We start from the raw sequence: 22847 nt of genomic DNA on the forward strand, positions 1-22847 counted from the left end.
GTGGCACTTGTCGAGGCGGCCCGATGACCGGGCCGGTGGCCGTGTTCGGCGCGGCGCTGCGGCGGGCGGAGCGCGGCGAACCGGCCGGCCTGCGACTGCTCGGCCCGGACGGCGCGGCCGTGCGGCGCCTCGATCCCGACGCCTGGCACACGGGCCAGCGCCCCGGCGACGGCGCCCTCCTCGCGCGCTGCCCGGACGGCACCGTCGACCTCGGCTGCGGGCCCGGCCGGCTCACGGCGGCCCTGGCCGCGAGCGGCCGCCGGGTGCTCGGGGTCGACCTCAGCCCGCAGGCGGTCCGCTACGCGAGCCGCCACGGCGCGCCGGTGCTGCGCCAGGACCTGTTCCGTCCGCTGCCGGGCGAGGGCACCTGGCACGGCGCCCTGCTCGCCGACGGCAACATCGGCATCGGCGGCGACCCGGTCGGTCTGCTGCAGCGCTGCCGGCGGCTCGTCGGCCCGGGCGGTGCCGTCCTGGCCGAGGTCGACCCGCCCGGCGCCGGAAGCTGGAGCGGCCCGGTCGCGCTCGCCGGCCACGGCCGCACCAGCACACCGTTCGCGTGGGCGTTCGTCGCGGCCGACGACGTCGCCCCCCTCGCCGCCCGGGCCGCGCTGCGGCTCACCGAGACCTGGACGGAGGCCGGCCGATGGTTCGTCCACCTGACCTCCTGAGCCGGGTGACCCGCTGGTTCGCCAGCCCGCTGCGCACGCCGCCCGGCCTCCTGAACCGGGTGACCGGCCGGTTCGCCGGCCCGGCGCGGACGCCACCCGGCTTCCTGAGCCGGGTGGGCCGAGGGTTCGCCAGCCCGCTGCGCTCGCCGGTGCTCACCGCGCACCTCGGGCTGTGGCTCGGTGCGGCGTTGCTGGTCTGCTTCGCCACCGGCGTGCTGAGCCACCTGATCCAGCACCCGGCGTCGTGGTTCCACTGGCCGGCGCGGCCCGTGCAGCTGTACCGCATCACGCAAGGCCTGCACGTGGCGAGCGGTCTGGCCGCCATACCGTTGCTGACCGCAAAGGTCTGGTCGGTCTACCCGAAGCTGTTCACCTGGCCCCCGGTCCGCGACCTCGGCCACGCCCTCGATCGGGCGGCGGCCGGCCTGGCGTCGGCCGCGGCGGTCTTCGAGCTGGTGACGGGCGTGCTGAACATCGCCTACTGGTATTCGGCCATGCCGTTCGGTTTCCTCGGCGCCCATTACTGGACGGCCTGGCTGCTGGCCGGGGCGCTCCTGCTGCACCTGGCGGCGAAGCTGCCGGTCATTCGGTCCGCTCTCGCCGCCCGCCCCACCGAACCAAATCCCGCACCCACCGAACCAAATCCCGCACCCACCGAACCAAGTCGCGCACCGGCCGAACCGATTGCCGCGCCCATCGGCGGCTGGACGCGGAGGGGGGCGATCGCCGTGGTCGGGACCGCCGCCGGTGCGGTCACCGTCGCCACCCTTGGGCAGACCGTCGCGCCCCTGAAACGGGTGTCGCTGCTCGCACCCCGGCTACCGGGCGTCGGTCCGCAGGGCCTGCCCGTCAACAAGACCGCGGCCGCGGCGCGGGTCGTCCGGGTCGACGAGGGCTACCGGCTCATGCTGACCGGCCCGGCCGGACGCCACGCGCTGAGTCTCGCCGACCTTCAAGCGATGCCGCAGACCACGGTCGAGCTGCCGATCGCCTGCGTCGAGGGCTGGAGCTCGGGCGCGACCTGGACCGGCATACGGTTCGCGGATCTGCTCCCGCTGGTCGGCGGCCTGGACCTGCCGGTCACGGTCGAGTCCCTGCAGCCCGACGGACCGTATCGGTCGTCCGCACTGGACCCGGGCCCGGCCCGTGACCCGCTCACCCTGCTCGCCCTGCGGCTGGGCGGCGAACCGCTGCACCTCGACCACGGGTACCCGGCCCGGCTCATCGGTCCGAACCGCCCCGGCGTCCTGCAGACCAAATGGGTCGGCGCGATCACGGCGGCCCCGCGATGAGGGCCCTCCTCGCCCTCGCGGGCCTGGCCCTGGTCGGCTACGGCGCCTACGGCTGGCTCGACGCGCCCGGCCACGAGCTGACCGGCCGGCTGATCTTCGCCGCGGCCGCCCTCGCCGTCCACGACTTCCTGGTGGTACCGCTGGTCCTGGGCGCGGGCGCGCTGGCGATCCGGTACGTTCCGCCGGTGGCCCGCCGCCCGGTCCAGGCCGCGCTCGTGGTCAGCGCCGCGCTGACGGCGGTGGCGTTCCCGTTCGTCATCGGCGTCGGCCGGATCGCCGACAACCCGTCGGCGTTCCCCCAGCACTACGGCCGCGGCCTGCTCGTCCTGCTCGCCGCGGTCTGGCTCGTCGCCGCCGCCTGGACGGCCCTGCGGGCCCGGCGCGCCCGGCGCCGCTCATGACCCGCGCCTGGGCCGACACGGCCGCCCCGCCCCCGCGCACAGCCCGCCACCAGACCCGGCCGACCGGCCCGGCGCCGCTCGTGACCCGCGCCCGAACCGGCACGGCCGCCCCGACCCCGCGCACCGCCCGCCACCAGACCCGGCCGACCAGCCCGGCACCGCCCATCACCCGCGCCCGGGCCGACACGGCCGCCCCGACCCCGCGCACCGCCGGCCACCCAACCCGGCCGATCAGCCCGGCGCCGCTCGTGACCCGCGCGCGAGCCGGCACGGCCGCCCCGACCCGGCCGACCGGTCCGGCGCCGCTCATCACCGGCGGGGCACGCCGCGGGTGGTGCGGCTCATGAGCGACGGCGACGCGGGACCGGCGCACCGGCTGGCGCGGCGCCTCGCGGCGGCGGTGTGCCTGGTGGTGCTGCTCGGGATGTTGCTGCTGCCCGGGCGCTGGTACCTGCTGTCCTGGCTGCCGTTCGCCGCTGGCGTGTGGCTGGTGCCGCGGGTGGACCGGCGGGCCGCGCTGGTGCTCGTCGTGCTCGGCGGGGTGCTGCTCCCGCTGGCCGCCGCGCTGCAAGGGCCGCCGAACAGCAGCGACGACGTCTACCGCTACGTGTGGGACGGCCGGGTCCAGCTCGCCGGGATCGACCCCTACCGTCACCCGCCGGCCGCGCCCGAACTGGTCCCGCTGCGCGACCGTACACTGTGGACACCGCAGGGGCACTGGTGCGTGCCGGACGGCTGCACGCTGATCAATCGGCCGACCGTACCAACCATTTATCCGCCGGTCGCGGAGGCGCTCTTCGCCGCCGTGGCGCCCACGGGTGGCCGGGAGCGGCCGCTGCAGCTCACCATGGCCGCTTTCGCCGCCGCGGTCGCCGTCCTGCTGTGGACGGCCCTGTCCCGGCTGGGCCGCGATCCGCGCCGAGCGGTGCTGTGGGCGTGGTGCCCGCTGGTCGCCCTGGAGGCCGGCAACAACGCCCACGTCGACGTCGTCGCGGTCGCCCTGGCCGCGCTCGCCGTGTGGCTGCTCGCCGGCGATCGTCCGGTTTCCGGGGGTACCATATTCGGACTGGCCATCGCCACGAAGATCATTCCGGTATTGCTGGCCCCCGCGCTGCTGCGCCGCCGACCGATCGCGGTTGCCTTGTCCGCGGCGGGCGCGGTCGCCACGGTGTATCTCCCGCACGTCCTCGTCGTCGGCCCGGCGGTGCTGGGCTACCTGCCCGGTTACCTGCACGAGGAGGGCTACGGCAACGGCACCCGGTTCGCGCTGCTGGACGCCGCCCTCCCCGGTCGCGTGACGGCGCCGGTCGCCGCGCTGCTCCTGGCCGCCACCGCGGTCCTGGTGTGGCGCCGGACCGATCCGGACCGCCCGTGGCGCGCGGCCGCGGTGATGGTCCTGGTCACGCTGCTGGTCACCACGCCGTCGTACCCGTGGTACGCGCTGCTGCTGGTCATGCTGGTCGCCTACGGCGCGCCGGCCGAGTGGCTGGCGGTCGCGGCCGCCGCCTACCCGCCCCAGTTCGCCGCCGGCCTCGGCGTCTCCACCGGCACCGCCCAGCGCGCCGCCTACGGCCTGGCCCTGGCGGTGGTACTGACCGGCCTGCTCCTGCGCCGCGCCGCGGCGATCAGGGCACCCCGGCCCGCCCACGTCAGCGGCCTCCGAAATGCGGTGCCGCGGCGGTGACACACGGCTACCGTCGGCGGCATGATGACCTGGCGGCACGTCACCCCGGACGACTTCCCGCTGCTGGCCCGCTGGCTGTCGGCGCCGCACGTGGCCCGCTGGTGGCACCACGAGACGTCGCCGGAGGCCGTGGCGCGCGACTTCGGCCCGTCCGCGCGCCGCGAGGAGCCGAACGAGGACCTCTTGGCGTTCGTCGACGGCGCGCCGCTCGGGCTGCTGCAGCGCTCGTTCCTGCACGACTACCCCGAGTACCTGACCGACCTGCTGCCGATCACCGCCGTGCCACCGCGCGCGATGACGATCGACTACCTGATCGGCGACGCGGGCAACGTCGGGCGCGGCATCGGTACCCTGTTCATCCGCTCGGCCCTCGAGCGCCTCTGGGCGGACCACGCGGACGCGGCGTGCGTGATCGTGGCGGTACACGCCGACAACATCGCGTCGTGGCGGGCCCTGGAGAAGGCCGGATTGACCCGCGTCGGCAGCGGCGACATCGAGCCGGACAACCCGATCGACGACCGCCGCCACCACGTCTACCGGGTCGACCGGCCCGCCACCTGACCGGCCGCTACCGGCCGGAAGTCTCCGTGATCATGCGCACCCGGCATCGACACCAACGGTTTTTCATGATCGCGGAGTGCTGATGTACCCCGGTGTACCACAAGTCTCCGGGATCATGGCAAACCCGGTGTGCGGCCGCCGCGGACATCATGATCACGGAGACTTTCATCCGCCGGGCCGCGGGGCCGCGCTCACTGATCGGAGGGTGCGTCGCCGCTCGGCAGCGCACCACCGGCCCTCCGCCGCGCTTCGCGCGAGCCCGGGCAGGAGGTCTGTAGCGCGCGAGTGGGTGGCGTCGGCCGTCGGGCCGGTCAGTGGTACCAGCGGCGGAGGGTGCGCAGGAGTTCGGGGCCGCCGAGGTCGGGGGGCGGGGTGGGGAGTTGGCGTAGCAGGAGGTCGCGTTCGGTGGCGAAGGACGGCTCGGGGTCGGTGAGCGGGACGGGTGGTAGCCAGAAGCGTTCCGGTTCCACCTCGGGTTCGGTGAGGGTGGACAGGGCGCCGGCCGTGCCGATCGGGGAGGCGGGGGCGGGGGATGCCGGTTCCTCTTCCTCTGCCGGTGTGGGCTCGGCCGGGCCGGAGCGGAGGGTACGCAGGGCGGTGAGCAGGGTCTCGCGGGGGCGGCCGCGCCAGAGCAGGATGAGGAACGGGTCGGCGTCGAAGCGCTCGGCCAGCAGGTAGCAGGTGGCGGCCAGGTGTTTGCACGGGACGGCCTGGTCGGGGCAGGTGCAGCGCATGGCGAGGTCGGCGAAGCGGGCCGGGAACAGCGGCGCGCCGGCGGCGGCGAAGACGTCCTCGACGTGTGGTGGGAGCTCGCCGGCCAGGAGCTTCGCCGCGCCGAGAGCCTCCCCGGCCAGGGCCTGCTCGACGCGGGCCCACACCGGGTCCGGGAAGGTGGCCAGGCCGATGCTGACCTTGTACGGCGCGGGCCGCGAGCCCTGGACCGTGGCCTTGACCAGGCCTTGCATCACGTCGAGGCGCAGCACCTGGCCGGCGCGGGCGTAGTTGCGGCCGCGGGTCAGGCGGGTGCCGAGGGCGAACGACTCCAGCACCGCCAGGAAGCGCTTGGACCACCAGCTCTCGCCGATGGCGCCGCGCGTGCTGCGGGCCCGGATGCCGCCCTCGACGCGGACCGTCCGGGATCCCCAGTACTCCGGCGTCGTCACCCCCGCAGGCGCTCCAGCCCGGGGACGACGCGGCGCGGCGTGAACTCGATGACCGTGTACTCCGCCAGGCCTTTCTGCTGGAACGGATCCAGCGCGAGGCGGGCCTCCAGCTCGGCGCGCTCGAGCCCGGTCGCCAGGATCACGCCGCCCTCGCGCGGGATCTGGGTGCCGGAGGCGACGAAGACGCCGGCGTCGAACTGGCCGTCGACCCACGCCTTGTGCTCGGCGAGGACGGCGTCGATCTGGTCCAGCCCGGCGAGATACCGCAGCGTGATCACGAACACCCAAGGGAGTCTACTCACTCCCGGAACGCGGCGATGACCTGCGACATCGGTTCCATGCAATCGGGGTGGGGCAGGCGCACCATCACCTCGGCGACGCCGGCCTCGGCGAGCTCCCGGAACCGTCCGATGTGGTCGGTCACGGTGCCGGCGTGCACGGCGGCCGCGTAGGCGTCGCGGGGCCGCCGGCCGCGGCCGGCCTCGACCAGGGCCGCGACCGCGCGGTCGTCGGCGGCGACCAGGGCGGTGGTGAGATGCGTCAGTTCGGTCTGGGAGTTGTACTGCCGGAGAACCCCGGCCTTGCGGCGTACCGTGGCCAGATCGCCCATGACGTTGGCGGCGTCGGCGTAGAGCGCGGCCAGCCGCAGCGTGTGCCGCTCCCCGTTGCCGCCGACCACGATCGGGATGCGCTCCTGCACCGGGCGGGGATAGCAGATCGCCTCGGGCACGGTGAGCACCCGGCCCTCGAAGCGCGGGCTGCCCTTGCCCCACAGCAGCGGCAGGAGCCGCAGCGCGTCCTCCAGTAACGCGTACCGGTCCGCGACACTCGGGAACTCCCAGCCGTAGGCCAGGTGCTCCTCCTTGAACCAGGCGAGCCCCAGCCCGCACACCGCCCGCCCGCCGGACAGCACGTCAAGCGTGGCGAGGATCTTGCCGAGGTGCGCGACGTTGCGGTACGTCACGCCGGTCACCAGCGCGCCGAGCCGCACCCGCTCGGTGCAGGCGGCGAGGTACGCGAGCGTCGTGTACGACTCGAGAAAGTCGTCCCAGGCCCGCCCGACCTGCGGGATCTGCCGGAAATGGTCCATGACGTACACCGCGTCGAACCCGGCCTCCTCGGCGGCGCGCGCGGTCGCCCGGACGTCGACCCCGTTGAACTCTCCCAGGTGCAGCCCGAACCGCAGCCGCGCGGGCGCGTCCGCCTGGCGCCGCGCCGCCTCGGGCGCCCCGGCGAAGACCGGCGGCACGGTCCGGACCGTTGTTTCCAGGTGTACCGCCGAAAAACCCTCATCGGCGAGCACCGTTTTCGTGCGGGCCCAGTCGCGCAGCTGGCGGGTCAGCGCGTCGGCGGGAATCCGCTGCTGCGCCCGGGCCCGGTTGCGCGCCCGGCACTCGGCCGCGGGCGTGTCGAACGCGATCGCCACGCATGGCACCCCGTGCTCCCGCGCGAGCCCGATCCACCGCTGCCGCCGCCGCGCATCCAGCCCGAGCGTGTCGACGACGGTCGTCAGCCGCCGCCGCACCCGCCGCTCGACCACGGTCTCCAGCAGCTCGAACGCGTCCGCACTGGCCGCGATGTCGTCGTCGCCGGCCCCGACCAGCCCCCGCAGCGCGTCGCTGGACACGACCCGATCCGCCCGGAAGTGCGCCGCCGCCCACGTCGACTTCCCGGACGCCCCCGGCCCGACCAGCACGACGAGACACGGCTCCGGCAACGTCAGCACGCCCCGATTCTGCACCCGGCACGTACGCTGGGACGATGCTGATCGCCGGCGGCTGGACCCTCGACCTGCCCGGCACCTGGCAGCGCCGCGCAGCCCGCCCCGGACCTGTGGACCGGCCCGCACGGCGCCATCGTTGGCGCTCGATGCGCCGCGCCGCCGGGCAACCCCGCGATTGACGGAACCGCCGCGCACCCTCCGCTTGCACGCTACGGACCTCCGCCCAGCGGCGACACACCCTCCGAGCTGCGCGGCCTGGGCGGCGGTATGTCTCCGTGATCATGATGTCCACGGTGGCCGCACACCGGGTTTGCCATGATCCCGGAGACTTGTGGTACACGGGTGTACATCAGCACTCCGTGATCATGAAAAACCGTTGGTGTCGATGCCGGGTGCGCATGATCACGGAGACTTCCGGTCGCTGCGCCGTGCTCCGCGGCGTGCGGCTCCGTCCGGGCGGCGGCACAATTCACGGCGATGTCGTGCATGCCGGAAATAGGCGACCGGCCGGTAGCGTCCGGCTCAACGTCGCCGCTGCCGAGCCAACAGCCAGCACGGCTGCGGCACCGTGGCGGCGCGTTCACCTGAGCAGCCGCGGGCGGGCGAAAGCTAGGATTGGCCGGCGGTAGCGGTGCGGCAGGGAACGGAGCGGTGTGTGAACGCGTGGGAGCAGGTCGAGGCGCTGGGGTTCCCGGGGCGGGAGTTCGATGCGCGGACCGGGGTCGCGCGGTTCCACTATGCGCTCGGTGACCTCGTGCTCACCGAAACCGTCGACTTCGGGCCGCCCAGCGTTGAGCATCCGGCGATCGAGCGGGTGCTCGACCTGTTGTACGTCGCGGCCTCCACGTCCTACTACAAGATCGCCGCGCCGCGGCGGGTGGAGCTCGGGGTCGCGCTGGCCGAGGGGGCGTTGCCCTGGGTGCGGGCGCTGTTCCACGACGGGCTGGGTGAGTTCGCCTACCGCAACAAGCTGGAGTACGTGCTCGACCTGCCGATCGAGGCGGGGGCGGCGGCGGAGGCGCCCGGGTGGCGATACCAGCCGGCCGGGGCGCCGCTGGCGGCGGTCGGGGGTGGCAAGGACTCGATCGTGACGATGGAGGCGCTGCAGCTGGCCGGGCTCGACCCGGTGCTGTTCTCGGTCAACCCCAACGCGATCATCCGCGGGGTGATGGAGGTGTCGGGGCAGCCGGTGCGGACCGTGCGGCGGCAGCTCGACCCGCGGATGCGCGAGCTCAACGAGGCCGGCGCCTACAACGGGCACATCCCGGTCACCGCGATCAACTCCCTGATCGCCGTCGCCGCGTCGCTCATGCACGGGCTCGGGCCGGTGGTCATGTCCAACGAGAGCTCCGCGTCGGTGCCGAATCTGCACTGGCTCGGGCGGGAGATCAACCATCAGTGGTCGAAGGGGCTGCCGGCCGAGGCGCACCTGCGGGACGCGCTGCTGGCGCACGCCGGGCTGGCCGACGCGTACTTCTCGCTGCTGCGCGGGCTGTCCGAGCTGCACATCGCCGGGTTGTTCGCAAAGTTCACCGCCTACGACGAGGTGGTGACCAGCTGCAACGCCGCCTTCAAGCTGCGCGACGCGTCCGAGCGCTGGTGCGGGCACTGCCCCAAGTGCCGGTTCGTGTTCCTGGCGCTGGCGCCGTTCACCGGGCGGGACCGCCTGCTGCACATCTTCGGCACCGATGTGTTCACGGACCTGACGCAGCTCGAGGGGTACCGCGAACTCATGGGCCTCACCGCGCACAAGCCCTTCGAGTGCGTCGGCGAGATCGAGGAGTCGCTGGTCGCGTTGCGGCTGCTGACCGAGCACCCCGACTGGCGCGACGCCCCGATCGTGAAGGCGCTCGCCGCCGAGGTGCCGGTGCTGCCGACGGACGCGGAGGTGGACGCGGCGTTCGCCGGGGACGGGCCCAACGTCGTACCCCCGAAATATCTGGCGGCGCTCAACGGCCTGGGGCGACCCCGCTCGGCGAGGCGATGAGCGCGCGGATGGCCGCGGCGATCCGCGGGATCTCGCGGCGCTCGAGCTGCGTGTAGCTGTCGCCGTAGGGCGCGTCGCGGACCAGCATGGCCAGGCCGTCGTCGAGGACGCGGCAGCGCGACAGGGCCCGGGCGACCATGGCGACCGGGTAGCCGCCGGACGGGTGGGCGAGCAGGCCGGTCGTCCATTCGCGGGTCTCCGGGATCTCCTGCATCTCGGTCCACTCGAACCGGCCGATCACCCACAGGCCGCCGACCTCGATCTCGTCGATCTCCTCGCGGGGCCGGCCGAGGCGCTGCTTGACGAAGCGGGAGCGCCGCTCGACCACGGTGGCCGGGGCGATGCCGGCCGCGTAGAGGTCCAGCACCGCCTGGCCGGAGGTGACCCAGTCGCGCTCGGTCGCCTCGCGGGCCTCGGACCGCCCGTCGCCGCGGCCGCGGACCCGCTGGCGCCGCTCCAGGCACTGGATGCACAGGGCCGCGTAGCCCTCGCCGGTCACCTCGTTGTGGGCCTGGTGCGACATGCAGAACGCCCGGCCGCACTCCCGGCACCGCCCGATCGCGAGGACCGCACACTTGTCGATGGCACACTCGGCCGGCATGGGCCCGACCCTATCGCGGCCGCTAATGTCTGCGCATGACCGGCGTACGCTCCGGACCGGCGATGCTGCTGACCCTCCTGGTCGTGGCGCTGCTGGCCGCCTGCGCCGCGCCCGCCGGCACCGACGGCGACCTGGTCGACGGCTGGCCGATGCTGCCCGCCGCCTCCTACGCGCCGCCGCGGCCGGGCGAGTGCCTGACCGGCGGGACGTTCAGCGCGTTCGAGCAGCCGGACCGGGCGGCGCCGGCCCCGGTCGACTGTGCTCAGCCGCACCTGGTCGAGGTCGTCTGGGCCGGCCCGATGCCGGACGCCGCCGCGGCGCCGGCGTGGGACTCCGACGCGACCCGGGCCGCCTACGCCGCCTGCGACGCGGCCGCGACCGCCTACGTGGGCGGGGACTGGCACGGCGGGCGGCTGCTGCCGTACCTCTCGATACCCGGCGCGGCGGCCTGGCGGGGCGGGGTGCGGACCGCGGTGTGCGGGCTGGCCGAGGCCGCCGACGACCTGTTCGCCCCGCTGGCGCGCACCGGGAGCCTGCGCGACGGGCTCAAGGACCCCCGCCCCCTGGCCCTGGACTGCGTCGACCTGCAGGGCGGCGACGTGTCCCCGGAGGGCTTCTACCGCAGCGTCGACGCGGTCACCCCGGTGCCGTGCGCCGACCCGCACGACACCGAGTTCGTCGGGGTGTGGACGGCGCCCGCCGGGCCGTTCCCCGCCGACGCGCAGGCGCTCAACGCGACGGTCAGCAAGGCGTGCTTCACGGCGGTGGCGGCGTTCCTGGGGTTGACCGAGACGCAGCTGTACAACCGGAAAGACGTCTACACCTTCTGGGACGGCCTGACCGTAGCCCAGTGGCGGCTGGGCGACCGGGCCGCCCACTGTTTCCTCAACGTCTCCACGAACAACCCGCTGCACCGCTCGTTGCGGGGCTTGGGCACCGCCCCGCTCCCGGCGAGCTAGTCCGCGGCGGCACCGGGGTCGAGGGTGAGCAGGGCGCGCAGGTCGGCGGTGGACAGCTCGGCGAGCCACTGCTCGCCGGTGCCGACAATCTTCGCGGCCAGGCCGCGCTTGTCGTGGATCAGCGCGGCGATCTTCTCCTCCACGGTGCCGGCCGTGACGAATTTCCGCACCTGTACCTCCCGGCGCTGGCCGATGCGGAACGCGCGGTCGGTGGCCTGGTCCTCCACGGCCGGGTTCCACCAGCGGTCGACGTGGATGACGTGGTTGGCGGCGGTCAGCGTCAGGCCGGTGCCGCCGGCCTTGAGCGAGAGCACGAACAGCGGCGGCGAGGAGGGCGAGGCCTCCTGGAAGCGGGCGACGAGCGTGTCGCGGGCCGCCTTGGCCAGCCCGCCGTGCAGGAAGGCGACCTCGCGGCCGAACCGGGCGGAGAGCTCCGCGCGCAGCATGGCGCCGAACTCGGCGTACTGCGTGAAGATCAACGCCCGCTCACCGGCGGCCAGGATCTCCTCGGCGAGCTCCTCCAGCCGGGCCAGCTTGCCGCTGCGCCCGGGCAGCCGGCTGCCGTCGTGCAGGGCGAGGGCGGGGTGGTCGCAGATCTGCTTGAGCCGGGTCATCGTGGCGAGCACCAGCCCGCGCCGCTCGATGCCCTCGCTGGACTCGATGCGGGCCAGCATGTCGTCGACCGTCGCCTGGTAGAGGCTCGCCTGCTCGCGGGTCAGGCTGCACACGACGTCCATCTCCAGCTTCTCCGGCAGGTCGGAGATGATCGTGCGGTCGGTCTTGAGCCGGCGCAGGACGAACGGCTGGGTGACGCGGCGCAGCCGGGCGGCGGCGTCGACGTCGCCGAAGCGCTCGATCGGCTCGGCGAAGCGCTCCTTGAACTTGGTGGCGCTGCCCAGCAGGCCCGGGTTGGCGAACTCCATGATCGACCAGAGGTCGGCGAGGCGGTTCTCCACCGGCGTGCCGGTGACCGCGACCCGGTGGCGGGCCGGCAGCTGCCGCACCGCGGTCGCCTGCCGGGTGGCGGCGTTCTTCACCGCCTGCGCCTCGTCGAGGACGACCCGATGCCACGGTACGGCGGACAGCGCCGCCGCGTCGCGGGTGGCGACCGCGTAGGTGGTGACGACGAGGTCGAACCCGGCCGGGTCGAGCGTGCGGACCCGGTCGGCGCCGTGGTGGACGTGCACCCGCAGGCCGGGTGCGAACCGCGCGGCCTCGCGCTGCCAGTTGCCGACCAGGGACATCGGGCAGACCAGCAGCGTCGGGCCGGGCGCGGCCCCGGCGAGGAGGGCCAGCAGCTGCACGGTCTTGCCCAGGCCCATGTCGTCGGCGAGGATGCCGCCGAGCCCGGCCTGCTCCAGGAAGCGCAGCCAGTTGAGGCCGCGCAGCTGGTAGGGGCGCAGGCTGCCGGCGAAGCCCGGCGGCGGCCCGGCCTCAGCGACGCGCAGCTCGGCCTCGCCGCTGAGCAGGTCGCCGAGCCAGCCGTCGGCGGTGACCTCGACGACCGGCAGCCCGCCCGGCGCCTCCGCGGCGCCGCCGGCGAGGTGGAGCAGGTCGGCGACGGTCATCGACTCGGCCTCGCGGTGCCGCTCCAGGAACGACAGGCCCTCGGCCAGCCGGCGCGGGTCGAGCTCGACCCACTGCCCGCGCAGCCGCACCAGCGGCGCCTTGAGGTCGGTGAGCCGGCGCAGCTCGTCCTCGGTGAGCGGCTCGTCGCCGACGGCCAGCTCCCAGCGGTAGTCCACGACGGCAGCCAGGCCCAGCCCGCTGTCGGTGGCGACGGTGCCGGGCGCGGCCCCGGTGGTCTTGGCGGTGAGCCGGGCGCCGAGGCGGGCCGGGGCCTTGCGCCACCACCCGGGCAGCACCACTCCGAAGCCGGCCGCGGCCAGCCGCGGCGCGTCCTCGCTGAGCAGCCGGTGGGCGCCGTCGGTGTCCAGGCGCAGCGCGACCGGGCGGGCCTCGCGCAGCGCGTCCTCCAGCGCCGGATAGAGCCGGCTGGCCCGGCCCAGCTCGGCCAGCAGCGTCTCCTGGGGTGCCGGAATGTGCCGCTGCAGTGCCTTGAGCGCGCCGCGGGAGCGCCACACCCGCTCGGCGGCGACGACCAGGCTGGGCTCGTCCGCGGCCTGCAGCGCGAACTCGAGCGTCCACCCCGGGTCGGCCGGCGGCTCCTCGCCGTCCTCCGGTTCGGGCGGCTCGACGAGGCGGAAGCAGGCCCGGACCGCGCCGCCGACGGCGTCGGCCTCCCAGGCGGCCAGGCTCGCCCGGAGCCGCTCCAGCTCGGCGGGCGGCAGGCCGGCGATGCGCCGGTCCGGCCCCGCGAGCGCGGACAGCAGGGCGCCGGCGGTCTCGCCGGGCGGCAGCGCGGCCCGGGCGGCGCTGTCGGTGAAGGCGTCGAGGACCTCGGCGGCCACCACGGCGCGGGTGGCATCCGGGGTGGCGGCGATGGCCGCCTGCGGCAGCGCGAGGGCGAGCGAGCGGGCGTAGGCGGCGTCGCGGCCGGTGAGCACGGGCAGCCAGCGGGCCTCGTCGCCGACGACCGCGGGCAGCAGGCGGCCGCGGGCGACGAGCCCGGCGGCGTAGCGGGCGACGGCCGTGAACCAGCGCGTGGTGTCGCCGAGCACGACGTCGTCACCGGACACGGCGGCCAGCCCGCGCAGCAGCCCGATCGCGTCGTCCGGGCGGTACTCGACGGTGGCGACCGTCCACGGCCGCAGCGTCGTGCGGCCCGTGGCCGGGGGCAGGGCGGCAGCCGGCGACGGCTCCGGGCGGCCGCCCCGGGAGGGCAGGACCAGCGTGCGGGTGACCGGGGTGCCCGCGTCGCCGTCGAGGTCGAGCCCGGTGACGGCGAACGGGTGCCGGCGGCCGGGGCGCGCCGGCTGCGGCAGCGACGGATCCTCGGCCCACAGGCCGAGCCGGCCTTCGACCCAGAGGGCATGGACCACGAGCACTCCGGAAGCCTAGTGGAATCCCTGCGTATCGACCGGATGCGACCTCTGTTCAGTGACGGACGTCGTTGTTACCATCCGGTAATCCGAGTCAATTTCACGTTGGCTTCGCCACCCCTCGGAAGGGATCCGCCCATGTCCCTGCCCGTCGTCAAACGCACCCTGGGTGCGCTCCTGCTCGCATCCGCGGTGCTCGTCGCGCCCACCGTGCTCGCCGGGCCGGCGCAGGCCGCCGTCCTGGCGCCCAACGACTACTGCCTCGACCAGTGCAACGACATCCTGCCCCCGGGCGAGAACGGCAACGCCACGCTCGCCGACATCCTGGCCCACCAGGTCTTCGGTACCCGGCCCGGACACTCGGCCGACCAGCTCGGGCCGTACTCGAACCTCGTCGCCGCCTACACCGGCCTCACCGACGAGCAGATCACCTCCTTCTACAACGACTCCTCGTTCGGCGTGCCGGCCGGCCAGGTCGACCGCACCTACAGCCCGCGCTCCGACGTGACGATCGTGCGGGACAAGGCGCTCGGCGTGCCGCACGTGACCGGCACGACCCGGGCCGGGACCATGTTCGGCGCCGGGTACGCCGGCGCCGAGGACCGGCTGTTCGTCATGGACCTGATGCGGCGGGTCGGCCGCGGCAAGGTCACCCCGTTCGCCGGCGGCGCGCCGGGCAACCGGGAGCTGGAGCAGTCCATCTGGCGCAGCTCCCCCTACACCGAGGCCGACCTGCAGGCGCAGGTCACGGCGCTGCGCAACCAGGGCACCCGGGGCGCGCAGCTCTACGACGACGTACAGCAGTACGTCGCCGGCATCAACGCCTACATCAGCGCCTGCATGGCCGCCCGCAACTGCCCCGGCGAGTACGTGCTCACCGGGCACCTCGACGCGATCACCAACGCCGGCGGCCCGGAGCCGTTCCAGATGACCGACCTCATCGCGATCGCCGGCGTGGTCGGCGGGCTGTTCGGCGGCGGCGGGGGCGGCGAGGTCGAGTCGGCGCTGGTGCGGGTCACCGCCCGGGCCCGCTACGGCGCCGCCGAGGGCGACCGGCTCTGGGCCGCCTTCCGCGAGCAGAACGACGAGGAGGCGGTGCTGACCCTGCACAACGGGCAGGCCTTCCCCTACGGCGCGGCCGACCCGGACGCGCCCGGCGTGGCGCTGCCGGACCTGGGCAGCGTGACGGCGCAGCCGATCGTGTTCAACCCGAGCGGATCGGCGTCCGGCGCGGCCACCCTCGCGCCCGGCTCGGCGACCAAGCGGGGCATGTCCAACGCCGTCGTGGTCGACGCGGCACACTCGGCCACCGGTCACCCGATCGCCGTCTTCGGGCCGCAGACGGGGTACTTCTCGCCGCAGCTGCTCATGCTGCAAGAGCTGCAGGGCCCCGGGATCAGCGCCCGCGGCGCCGCCTTCGCCGGGCTCAACCTTTACGTGCTGCTCGGCCGCGGGCAGGACTACGCGTGGAGCGCCACCTCCTCCGAACAGGACATCACCGACACGTACGCGGTCCCGCTGTGCAACACCGACGGCTCGCCGGCCACGACGCAGTCCACGGCGTACCGCTTCCACGGCGTGTGCACGCCGATGGAGGCGCTGGTGCAGAACAACGCCTGGACGCCGACCGTGGCGGACTCCACGCCCGCCGGGTCCTACCAGCTCATCGCGTACCGCACGAAGTACGGCCTGGTCGCGTGGCGCGGCGCGGTCGGCGGGCAGCCGGTCGCCTTCACCCAGCTGCGCTCCACCTACCGGCACGAGGCCGACTCGGCGATCGGGTTCCAGGCGTTCAACGACCCGGCCGCCATGGGCACCCCGGCCCAGTTCATCGCCTCGGCGTCCAACATCGGCTACGCGTTCAACTGGTTCTACGTCAACTCGACCGACACCGCCTACTTCAACTCGGGCAGCGATCCGGTGCGCAAGCCGGGCGCGAACCCGAACCTGCCGACGAAGGCCGACCCGGCATATGAATGGTCGGGCTGGAATGCGGACACGAATACCGCCGATTACATTCCGGTGGCCCAGCATCCGCAGTCGACTGGGCAGGATTATTTTGTCTCTTGGAATAACAAGCAAAGTAAGGACTCCGGGGCGGCGGACGGAAACTTCAGTTTCGGCGCCGTGCATCGCGCGGATCTGCTCGACAAGCGGGTCAAATCCGCGCTGGCGGCCGGCCCGGTCAATCGCGCCGGGGTGGTCCGGCTGGTCGAGGACGCCGCCGTCACGGACCTGCGGGCGGAGAACCTGCTGCCCGAGCTCCTGCGCATCCTCGATCCGTCCGGCACGAGCACCGACCCGAACGTCAGCGCGCTGCGGGCCTGGCAGGCGGCCGGCGCGAAGCGGGTCGAGACGTCGCCGGGATCGCACGTGTACCAGTACGCCGCCGCGATCCGCACCTTCGACGCCTGGTGGCCCAAGCTGGTCGACGCCACGTTCCGCCCGGGCCTCGGCGACGACGTCTACGCGTCCCTGACCAGGGCGTTGCAGATCGACGAGTCGCCGTCCGGGGCCACCGGGCCGACCAGCGCCGGCTCGCTGAACCAGATCCAGGGCCACAAGGGGTCTTCGTTCCAGTACGGATGGTGGGGGTACCTCGACAAGGACCTCCGCGCCGTGCTGGGCGACCCGGTGCGCAGCGGCCTCGGCCGCACCTACTGCGGCAACGGCTCCCTGACCGCCTGCCGGCAGGTGCTGTCCACGACCCTGACGGCGGCCGCCGCCGAGCCGGCGAACACCACCTACCCGGGCGACTCGTACTGCTCGGCCGGCGACCAGTGGTGCGCCGACACCATCGTCCAGTCCCCGCTGGGCGGCATCACGCACGACAAGATCTCCTGGCAGAACCGCCCCACCTACCAGCAGGTCGTGTCGTTCCCGGCCCGGCGCGGCGACGACATCACCAACCTCGCCCAGGGCCGGACGGTGACCGCGAGCAGCACCCAGTCGGGCAACCCGGCCGCGTCCGCGGTCGACGGCAACCCGACCACCCGCTGGGCCAGCTCGTGGAGCGACAACCAGTCGATCACCGTGGATCTGGGCTCGGCCCGGACCGTGTCCCGGGCCATCCTGCGCTGGGAGTCCGCCTACGGGTCGCGGTACCGCATCGAAGTCTCGGCGAACGGGACCAGCTGGACGCCCGCGGCGGTCATCGACAACGGCAACGGCGGCACCGACAACGTCACGTTCGCGCCGGTCAGCGCCCGCTACGTGCGGATGGTGGGCGTGGCGCGCGGGACGAGCTACGGCTTTTCGCTGTGGGAGCTGGAGGTGTACTCCACCTAGCCGCCTTTGCGCCTGACCGACCACAAGTCTCCGCGATCATGCGTCACTCGGCCCGGCACCCCGGGTTTCTCATGATCGCGGAGACTTCTGGTACACATAGGTACATTTTGGCTCCACGATCACGAAAAACCCGCGGTGCACACGATGGCTTGTGCATGATCACGGAGACTTGCGGTCGCGGTGTCAGGCTGGCGCGGTGGCTTTCGACGGCGCGGCGCTACAGCACCGGGCGCTGGCCTTTTCGTCGCACTACACGCTGCCTTTTTCACCGTGCTACAGCACCGGGCGGTGGCTTTTGCGCGGTGCTACAGCACCGGGCGGTAGCTTTTGCGCGGTGCTACAGCACCGCGCGGTGGCGGCCGGCGGGCAGTTCGCTCGCCGACCCGTCCGCCGCCGCCCAGGTGACGTGCTGCCCCGCCTGGCTGAGCACGCACGTGCCGACGAGCAACTCGACGAGCACATGCTGAGCGAAGCCGGGCGGCGGCGCGGCGAGCGCCCGCTCGGCCACGAACGCCGCCGACACGCTGCGCCGCAGCGCCTGGTCACGGGGGAAGATCGCCCGCCCGGTCAGGTAGAAGGCCTCCTCGCCGGCCTCCATGGGAAAGGTATGCAGCGCGAAGCGGTCGTCGCGCAGCAGGTCCTCGAGCTTCGGCGAGACCATGAGCAGCGTGTAGAGCCCGTCCTCGACCAGCAGCGGGCTGACCGGGTGCACCCGCGGACCGCCGTCGGCGCGCACCGTGCCCAGGTAGGCCAGCCCTACTCCGCTGCGGTAGAGCAGCGCGCGGCCGGCCGCGGCGAGGTCGGGGGCCGACCTCCGGAACCGCCCCCACGAGACCATGGCTGCCACCCTGACCTACGCCCGCCCACCCGGTCAATCGCGCCACGCATGTCGGAATTTCCGCCCGCTTGCACGCACCGCGACGACACCGCTACGATCCCGCCGCCGATTTTGTGGCGTGCTGTACGGTGAGTGAGAACGTGCACCGCCACCGGAGCCCGTCCCGTGTTCGCATCGCTCGACCAGCCACGTCGAACGACCAGACGCCTCGGAGACCACGGCAAAGCGCCTTACGAGCCACGACCAGGCGCCTCGCGGGCCGCGCCAGGCGCCTTGCGCTTGCGGGGCACGACTGGGGCCTCGCCGGGCCACGGTTAGGCGCCTCGCGGGGCAGGGCGGGGCGCCTCTCGACGTCTCTGCCGCAGCGCTGGTGGAGCGGAGCGGGCCGCGCCACGCGCCTTTCAGGGCATGGCTAGGCGCCTCGCGGGCCGCGCCACGCACGGATCAGGCCCTGGACCTCGTCGGCGACCTCGGCCGCGTCCAGGTCATCGGTGTCGATCACCTCGCCGAGCGCGCGCAGTTCGCGCCGCACGGTAAGGTAGGCGCCGAGGTGGTCCATCCGCCAGTCCTGCGGCCCCGGGTGATCATCGGCCTCGATCCGCTCCACCAGCGCCGCGGCCGAGACGTCGAGCAGCACGTGGCGCACGTCGTGGCCGCGCTCGCGCAGCCGGCCGAGGATCTCCTCGAGGTACCGCCGGCGCAGGATCGTCATCGGCACGATCAGCGGATCGGCGCCGCGGGCCTGCCACGACGCGGCCGCGACCGTCGCCGCGCGCCACGCGGGCAGGTCCTGGTAGTCACCCGGCCGGGTGAGCCCGATGGTGCGCTTGAGCACCCAGCCGATGCGCTCGGGGTCGAAGGCCCGGGCCCGCCGCTCGCGCCGGCACAGCTCCGCCGTGAGGGTGCTCTTGCCCACGCCGAACGGGCCGTTGAGCCACACGATCACGCCAGCCCTCCCCGCGCCGCCGACCTGCCATCATTCCGCCGCCGAGCTTCCACGATTTCCCGCGCCGCCGACCTTGGCCCTTGGCCCTTGGCCCGCCCCTTGGCCCGCCTCGACCCCGCCTTGGCCGTTTTGCCGGTCCAGACCGATTGCGGGTTTTGGGCGGGCGCCGAGCTTCCACTTTGCCGACCTAGGCGGGATTTTTCCTGTTCTTTCGGACTTGCTGAGGTTTGCCGCGATTATTGCCGCTTTCGGGGTGTTCCCCAGCCGGGCTTTGGAGCTGCGCCCCAGGATGGCCCCCGCAGCGCCGGCCTTCCAGGATTCTCGCAGGCGCCGCCGAGGGCGGTCGCAGCCCGGCACGCGATAAATGAGGCATGGCGATCTCGACCCTTCCCCAGCGCCCGGCCCTCGACCTCGACGACGAGCGGACCAGCGTCCTGCTGGTCGCCGCCGCCCACCGCCTCACCGACCTCGGCCGGCACCTGCCCCCGCAGTGGCTGGTCATCCGCCGAGAAGCGCTGGCGGCCGACGGTCGGGATCCGGACATCGTGGTACTCGACGACCCCGCCGCGCGGACGGTCAGCGCGGCCTGCATGCGCCATCCGACGTCGGCGATCGTGGCCGTGCTCGGGCCCTACAGCGACCACCAGCGGGTGGTCGACGTGCTGGAGGCCGGCGCCGACGCCTGCGTGCGCTCGGCCACCGCCGCGGTGATCGCCGCGCACCTCGAGGCCTGCCAGCGCCGCCAGGCCGCGTAAGCCGCCGCCGAAGACCCCAGCACCCGACAACCGCGGGCCGCGCCTCCGGCCATCGCCACGAGCGGTCGTCGTCCCGGCGCGGCGGGACTGGCCGAGCGGATGAAAGTCTCCGTGATCATGATGTCAGCGGTGGCCGCGCACCGGGTTTGCCATGATCCCGGAGACTTTCGGTACACAGGGGTACATCAGCACTCCGCGATCATGAAAAACCGTTGGTGCCGGTGCCAGTTGCGCATGATCACGGAGACTTCCGGTGGCTGCGCCGCGCCCCGAGGCGTGCAACGCCCCGACAGGAGAACAAAGCTTGGCGGTGCCCGCGCGGCGCGGGGCGGCTGCGGGCCGGCCGCCCCGGACCGCATACGGCACACTACGGACATGCTCGCCCATACACCCCGGCGGACGGGACCGCGGCGCCCGACGACCGGCGCGCCCAGGGACCCCGGCGGCGGCGCCGCGCGTCCGGAGACACGCACCTGGAGGCAAGCCGGCGCGGCCGGGCGGCATGATTGGGTTTTGGCGTTTCCCACAACATATTCCAGAGAGCGCTCTCAGCCGATTCCCTGATTGACATTGGGCTAGTCATGAGCCAGTCTGAATCCAGTCTTGAGAGCGCTCTCCGGCCGAGCGGCGGGACGGGTGACCGGCGGATCGGACCGGCGAAATCGTGATCAGGGTGAAACCGGTGTGAGGGTGCGACGGGCGATGGAGCGACTTGCTCCATCGCCCGTCTTCATTTGTGCGCTACACATCGCCGGGGCTCAGTCATGATGGTCCGGCAGAACAGATATGGGGGACACCACAATGGTGATGTCGGGGCGGGATCGGCCGACTCTGGAAAACGTCGCGCAACGCGCCGGGGTGTCGCGCGCCACGGCCTCCCGCGTGGTCAACGGCTCGACCTCCGTCGCACCCCACATTCGCGACAAGGTGCTCAGCGCCGTCGAGGCGCTCGGCTACGTGCCCAACCAGGCCGCGCGCAGCCTGGTCACCCAGCGCACCGACTCCATCGCGCTGGTCGCCTCCGAGACGGCCAGCCGGGTGTTCTCCGACGACCCGTTCTTCTCCAGCATCATCCGGGGCGTGAGCCTGGAGCTGGAGGCCGTGGACAAGCAGCTGGTGCTGATGATGGTCGGCCCGTCGGGGCCCAGCCACGACCGGGTGGAGCGCTACGCGACCGGCGGGCACGTCGACGGCGCGATCATCTTCTCGATGCACGGCGCCGACCCGCTGCCGGAGCGGCTGAGCCGGGCCGGGGTGCCGGTGGTCTGCAACGGCCGGCTGCTGATCCAGTCCTCGGTGCCGTATGTCGACGTTGACAACGAGGACGCGGCCCGCGCCGCCGTGCATCACCTGCTCGACACCGGCCGCCGGCGGGTGGCCACGATCGCCGGGCCGCAGGACATGAGCGCCGGCATCGACCGCCTGAAGGGGTACCGGGCGGCGATGCAGGACAGCGGGCGCCGCTCGCTGGTGGCGGTCGGCGACTTCACCCGGCAGTCCGGTGCGCTCGCGATGAGCCAGCTGCTCGGCGACGACCCCGAGCTCGACGCGGTGTTCGCCGCCTCCGACGCGATGGCCGAGGGCGCCTTGCGGGCGCTGCGGCAGGCCGGCCGCCGGGTGCCCGACGACGTGGCCGTGGTCGGCTTCGACGACATGGACTTCGCCCGCGACACCGAGCCGCCGCTGACCACGGTCCGCCAGCCGATCACCGACCTGGGCCGGATGGCGGCCCGTCAGGTGCTGCGCATGGCGGCCGGCGAGACCATCGAGCCGGTCCTGCTATTGCCCACAGAGTTGGTGAAGCGCGAATCAGCCTGAGGAAGACAGCAACCGCGACCTGGTGAGGCGGGAAACGGCCGGAAGGTGGCAAGGTGGCAGGCGTGAGACTTGCCACCTGGAACGTGAACTCGGTCAAGGCCCGGCTGCCCCGCCTGCTCGACTGGCTGGCGCAGGCCCGGCCCGACGTGCTGTGCGTGCAGGAGACCAAGGTCGCCGACGACGGGTTCCCGGTGGCCGAGGTCGCCGAGCTCGGCTACGAGACCGCCCACTACGGCGAGGGCCGCTGGAACGGCGTCGCCCTGCTGTCCCGGGCCGGCCTGGACGACGTGCGGCGCGGGTTCGCCGGCGACCCGGGCTGGGCCGGTGAGCCCGGCGGCGCCGAGGCGCTCTTCGACGAGCCGCGGCGGGAGGCCCGGGCGGTGTCGGCGGTCTGCGGCGGGGTCCGGGTCTGGTCGGTCTACGTGCCCAACGGGCGCACGCCGGAGTCGGCGCATTACGGGTACAAGCTCACCTGGCTCGCGGGCCTGCGCGACGTGGTGGCGGCCGATCTCGCCGCCGGCGGGCCGGTGACCGTCTGCGGCGACTTCAACGTCGCGCCGGCCGACTCCGACGTCTTCGACCCGGCCGCCTTCGTCGGCTCGACCCACGTCACCAAGCCGGAGCGTGAGGCGCTCGCCGCACTGCTCGACGCCGGGCTCGCCGATATCGTGCCCAAACCGATGAAAGGCCCTAACCCATTCACGTACTGGGATTACCGGGCGGGCATGTTCCATCAGGACAAGGGCATGCGGATCGACCTGGTCTACGCGAGCCCGTCGATAGCGGACGCGGTGACCGGCGCCTACATCGATCGCGAGGCGCGGAAGGGCAAAGGACCCTCCGATCACGCCCCCGTTGTGGTCGATTTCAATATTTGACCACCCTGTGTCACCATGAGGGCTGACCGGACCGTACTGTTAAGTGTGAAACGATCAACGATCGTCCTGGATAGCCCGTTCTCGTCGGTCTTGCCGCCATGTTTCCGCCACATTGCGTGATCGCACCGTTACGATTCGGCGGCAATTCGCCCGTTTAGGGGGTGTATGGTCCATAAGTCGCTGTGCTTGGATCACGCCCTCATCACGGCGCGGCGTGGACTTGGTTACAGGACAGGGGGTGACCCTTGACGATCGGCCGAACGGGAGACAGGGTTCCTCCAACGAAGGCGACACCACCAAGTCGGCTTCGTGCACGCTCTGCCCGTGGACCGAACCTGCGGAT

20 protein-coding genes are annotated in these 22847 nt (G+C 73.3%); 13 read left to right on the forward strand and 7 right to left on the reverse strand.

Going from position 1 to position 22847, the window contains the following annotated elements:
- The first annotated feature begins 23 nt into the window (after positions 1 to 23).
- The 6 genes from ACQPXD_RS40780 to ACQPXD_RS40805 are packed head-to-tail and all read left to right on the forward strand — an operon-like array spanning position 24 to position 4606.
- The gene (locus tag ACQPXD_RS40780) at positions 24 to 668 is read left to right on the forward strand and encodes a methyltransferase domain-containing protein (protein WP_432827815.1); all 645 of its coding nucleotides are present in this window, start codon (positions 24 to 26) and stop codon (positions 666 to 668) included.
- Positions 644 to 1960 (forward strand): molybdopterin-dependent oxidoreductase, encoded by a 1317-nt coding sequence (locus ACQPXD_RS40785; RefSeq protein ID WP_432827817.1) that lies wholly within the window; start codon positions 644 to 646, stop codon positions 1958 to 1960. The genes ACQPXD_RS40780 and ACQPXD_RS40785 overlap by 25 nt, the downstream gene beginning before the upstream one ends.
- The gene (locus ACQPXD_RS40790; RefSeq protein WP_432827819.1) at positions 1957 to 2361 is read left to right on the forward strand and encodes a hypothetical protein; all 405 of its coding nucleotides are present in this window, start codon (positions 1957 to 1959) and stop codon (positions 2359 to 2361) included. Before ACQPXD_RS40785 ends, ACQPXD_RS40790 begins: the two co-directional genes overlap by 4 nt.
- Positions 2358 to 2708: a hypothetical protein gene (locus ACQPXD_RS40795; protein WP_432827821.1), complete on the forward strand. Its 351-nt coding sequence runs from the start codon at positions 2358 to 2360 to the stop codon at positions 2706 to 2708. The genes ACQPXD_RS40790 and ACQPXD_RS40795 overlap by 4 nt, the downstream gene beginning before the upstream one ends.
- Positions 2705 to 4045 (forward strand): glycosyltransferase 87 family protein, encoded by a 1341-nt coding sequence (locus ACQPXD_RS40800; protein ID WP_432827823.1) that lies wholly within the window; start codon positions 2705 to 2707, stop codon positions 4043 to 4045. The genes ACQPXD_RS40795 and ACQPXD_RS40800 overlap by 4 nt, the downstream gene beginning before the upstream one ends.
- A gap of 21 nt (positions 4046 to 4066) precedes the next feature.
- Positions 4067 to 4606, forward strand: coding sequence for a GNAT family N-acetyltransferase (locus ACQPXD_RS40805; RefSeq protein ID WP_432827825.1), 540 nt, complete (start codon positions 4067 to 4069; stop codon positions 4604 to 4606).
- A gap of 311 nt (positions 4607 to 4917) precedes the next feature.
- Here the strand turns inward: ACQPXD_RS40805 and ACQPXD_RS40810 are convergent, their stop codons facing one another.
- Genes ACQPXD_RS40810 through ACQPXD_RS40820 form a run of 3 tightly spaced genes read right to left on the reverse strand, consistent with a single transcriptional unit; the run spans position 4918 to position 7495 of the window.
- Positions 4918 to 5769, reverse strand: coding sequence for an SWIM zinc finger family protein (locus ACQPXD_RS40810; protein WP_432827827.1), 852 nt, complete (start codon positions 5767 to 5769; stop codon positions 4918 to 4920).
- The gene (locus ACQPXD_RS40815) at positions 5766 to 6053 is read right to left on the reverse strand and encodes a YciI family protein (RefSeq protein WP_432827829.1); all 288 of its coding nucleotides are present in this window, start codon (positions 6051 to 6053) and stop codon (positions 5766 to 5768) included. Before ACQPXD_RS40815 ends, ACQPXD_RS40810 begins: the two co-directional genes overlap by 4 nt.
- A gap of 14 nt (positions 6054 to 6067) precedes the next feature.
- Positions 6068 to 7495 carry an LLM class flavin-dependent oxidoreductase gene (locus ACQPXD_RS40820; RefSeq protein ID WP_432827831.1) on the reverse strand — a complete coding sequence of 476 codons (1428 nt, stop codon included), beginning with the start codon at positions 7493 to 7495 and terminating at the stop codon, positions 6068 to 6070.
- Positions 7496 to 7530: 35 nt separating this feature from the next.
- On the opposite strand from ACQPXD_RS40820, the gene ACQPXD_RS40825 reads away from it, so the two are divergent.
- The gene (locus tag ACQPXD_RS40825) at positions 7531 to 7671 is read left to right on the forward strand and encodes a hypothetical protein (RefSeq protein ID WP_432827833.1); all 141 of its coding nucleotides are present in this window, start codon (positions 7531 to 7533) and stop codon (positions 7669 to 7671) included.
- Between the two features lie 476 nt (positions 7672 to 8147).
- A complete protein-coding gene (locus ACQPXD_RS40830; RefSeq protein WP_432827835.1) occupies positions 8148 to 9479 on the forward strand; it encodes a hypothetical protein in 1332 nt (443 codons plus the stop codon).
- Here the strand turns inward: ACQPXD_RS40830 and ACQPXD_RS40835 are convergent.
- Entirely contained in the window at positions 9442 to 10080 is a 639-nt protein-coding gene (locus ACQPXD_RS40835) for a hypothetical protein (protein WP_432827837.1), read from the reverse strand. The two genes, ACQPXD_RS40830 and ACQPXD_RS40835, sit on opposite strands and share 38 nt — an antisense overlap.
- 35 nt (positions 10081 to 10115) lie before the next feature.
- On the opposite strand from ACQPXD_RS40835, the gene ACQPXD_RS40840 reads away from it, so the two are divergent.
- On the forward strand, positions 10116 to 11039 hold the full coding sequence (locus ACQPXD_RS40840; protein ID WP_432827839.1) for a septum formation family protein: 924 nt from the start codon (positions 10116 to 10118) through the stop codon (positions 11037 to 11039).
- On the opposite strand, the gene ACQPXD_RS40845 is transcribed toward ACQPXD_RS40840, so the two are convergent.
- Positions 11036 to 13987, reverse strand: coding sequence for a DEAD/DEAH box helicase (locus ACQPXD_RS40845; protein WP_432827841.1), 2952 nt, complete (start codon positions 13985 to 13987; stop codon positions 11036 to 11038). The two genes, ACQPXD_RS40840 and ACQPXD_RS40845, sit on opposite strands and share 4 nt — an antisense overlap.
- 132 nt (positions 13988 to 14119) lie before the next feature.
- Between ACQPXD_RS40845 and ACQPXD_RS40850 the strand changes: the two genes are divergently transcribed.
- A complete protein-coding gene (locus tag ACQPXD_RS40850) occupies positions 14120 to 17269 on the forward strand; it encodes a penicillin acylase family protein (protein ID WP_432827843.1) in 3150 nt (1049 codons plus the stop codon).
- A gap of 337 nt (positions 17270 to 17606) precedes the next feature.
- Here the strand turns inward: ACQPXD_RS40850 and ACQPXD_RS40855 are convergent, their stop codons facing one another.
- A complete protein-coding gene (locus tag ACQPXD_RS40855; protein ID WP_432827845.1) occupies positions 17607 to 18107 on the reverse strand; it encodes a pyridoxamine 5'-phosphate oxidase family protein in 501 nt (166 codons plus the stop codon).
- Between the two features lie 412 nt (positions 18108 to 18519).
- On the reverse strand, positions 18520 to 19053 hold the full coding sequence (locus ACQPXD_RS40860) for an AAA family ATPase (protein ID WP_432827847.1): 534 nt from the start codon (positions 19051 to 19053) through the stop codon (positions 18520 to 18522).
- Positions 19054 to 19424: 371 nt separating this feature from the next.
- On the opposite strand from ACQPXD_RS40860, the gene ACQPXD_RS40865 reads away from it, so the two are divergent.
- From ACQPXD_RS40865 to ACQPXD_RS40875, 3 genes are all read left to right on the forward strand, one after another.
- The gene (locus ACQPXD_RS40865; protein WP_432827849.1) at positions 19425 to 19808 is read left to right on the forward strand and encodes a hypothetical protein; all 384 of its coding nucleotides are present in this window, start codon (positions 19425 to 19427) and stop codon (positions 19806 to 19808) included.
- Between the two features lie 807 nt (positions 19809 to 20615).
- Positions 20616 to 21626 carry a LacI family DNA-binding transcriptional regulator gene (locus ACQPXD_RS40870; RefSeq protein WP_432827851.1) on the forward strand — a complete coding sequence of 337 codons (1011 nt, stop codon included), beginning with the start codon at positions 20616 to 20618 and terminating at the stop codon, positions 21624 to 21626.
- Between the two features lie 62 nt (positions 21627 to 21688).
- Positions 21689 to 22504 (forward strand): exodeoxyribonuclease III, encoded by an 816-nt coding sequence (locus tag ACQPXD_RS40875; protein WP_432827853.1) that lies wholly within the window; start codon positions 21689 to 21691, stop codon positions 22502 to 22504.
- The last annotated feature ends 343 nt before the right edge of the window (positions 22505 to 22847 follow it).

This window comes from Dactylosporangium sp. CA-092794 (assembly GCF_050948465.1).
Classification (GTDB): domain Bacteria; phylum Actinomycetota; class Actinomycetes; order Mycobacteriales; family Micromonosporaceae; genus Dactylosporangium.

Bases quoted from the DNA above. Each gene is read 5' to 3' on its own strand.
- ACQPXD_RS40780 (WP_432827815.1), top strand. From the start codon at position 24: ATGACCGGGCCGGTGGCCGTGTTCGGCGCGGCGCTGCGGCGGGCGGAG.
- ACQPXD_RS40785 (WP_432827817.1), top strand. From the start codon at position 644: ATGGTTCGTCCACCTGACCTCCTGAGCCGGGTGACCCGCTGGTTCGCC.
- ACQPXD_RS40790 (WP_432827819.1), top strand. From the start codon at position 1,957: ATGAGGGCCCTCCTCGCCCTCGCGGGCCTGGCCCTGGTCGGCTACGGC.
- ACQPXD_RS40795 (WP_432827821.1), top strand. From the start codon at position 2,358: ATGACCCGCGCCTGGGCCGACACGGCCGCCCCGCCCCCGCGCACAGCC.
- ACQPXD_RS40800 (WP_432827823.1), top strand. From the start codon at position 2,705: ATGAGCGACGGCGACGCGGGACCGGCGCACCGGCTGGCGCGGCGCCTC.
- ACQPXD_RS40805 (WP_432827825.1), top strand. From the start codon at position 4,067: ATGATGACCTGGCGGCACGTCACCCCGGACGACTTCCCGCTGCTGGCC.
- ACQPXD_RS40825 (WP_432827833.1), top strand. From the start codon at position 7,531: ATGCTGATCGCCGGCGGCTGGACCCTCGACCTGCCCGGCACCTGGCAG.
- ACQPXD_RS40835 (WP_432827837.1), bottom strand. From the start codon at position 10,080: ATGCCGGCCGAGTGTGCCATCGACAAGTGTGCGGTCCTCGCGATCGGG.
- ACQPXD_RS40840 (WP_432827839.1), top strand. From the start codon at position 10,116: ATGACCGGCGTACGCTCCGGACCGGCGATGCTGCTGACCCTCCTGGTC.
- ACQPXD_RS40850 (WP_432827843.1), top strand. From the start codon at position 14,120: ATGTCCCTGCCCGTCGTCAAACGCACCCTGGGTGCGCTCCTGCTCGCA.
- ACQPXD_RS40855 (WP_432827845.1), bottom strand. From the start codon at position 18,107: ATGGTCTCGTGGGGGCGGTTCCGGAGGTCGGCCCCCGACCTCGCCGCG.
- ACQPXD_RS40865 (WP_432827849.1), top strand. From the start codon at position 19,425: ATGGCGATCTCGACCCTTCCCCAGCGCCCGGCCCTCGACCTCGACGAC.
- ACQPXD_RS40870 (WP_432827851.1), top strand. From the start codon at position 20,616: ATGTCGGGGCGGGATCGGCCGACTCTGGAAAACGTCGCGCAACGCGCC.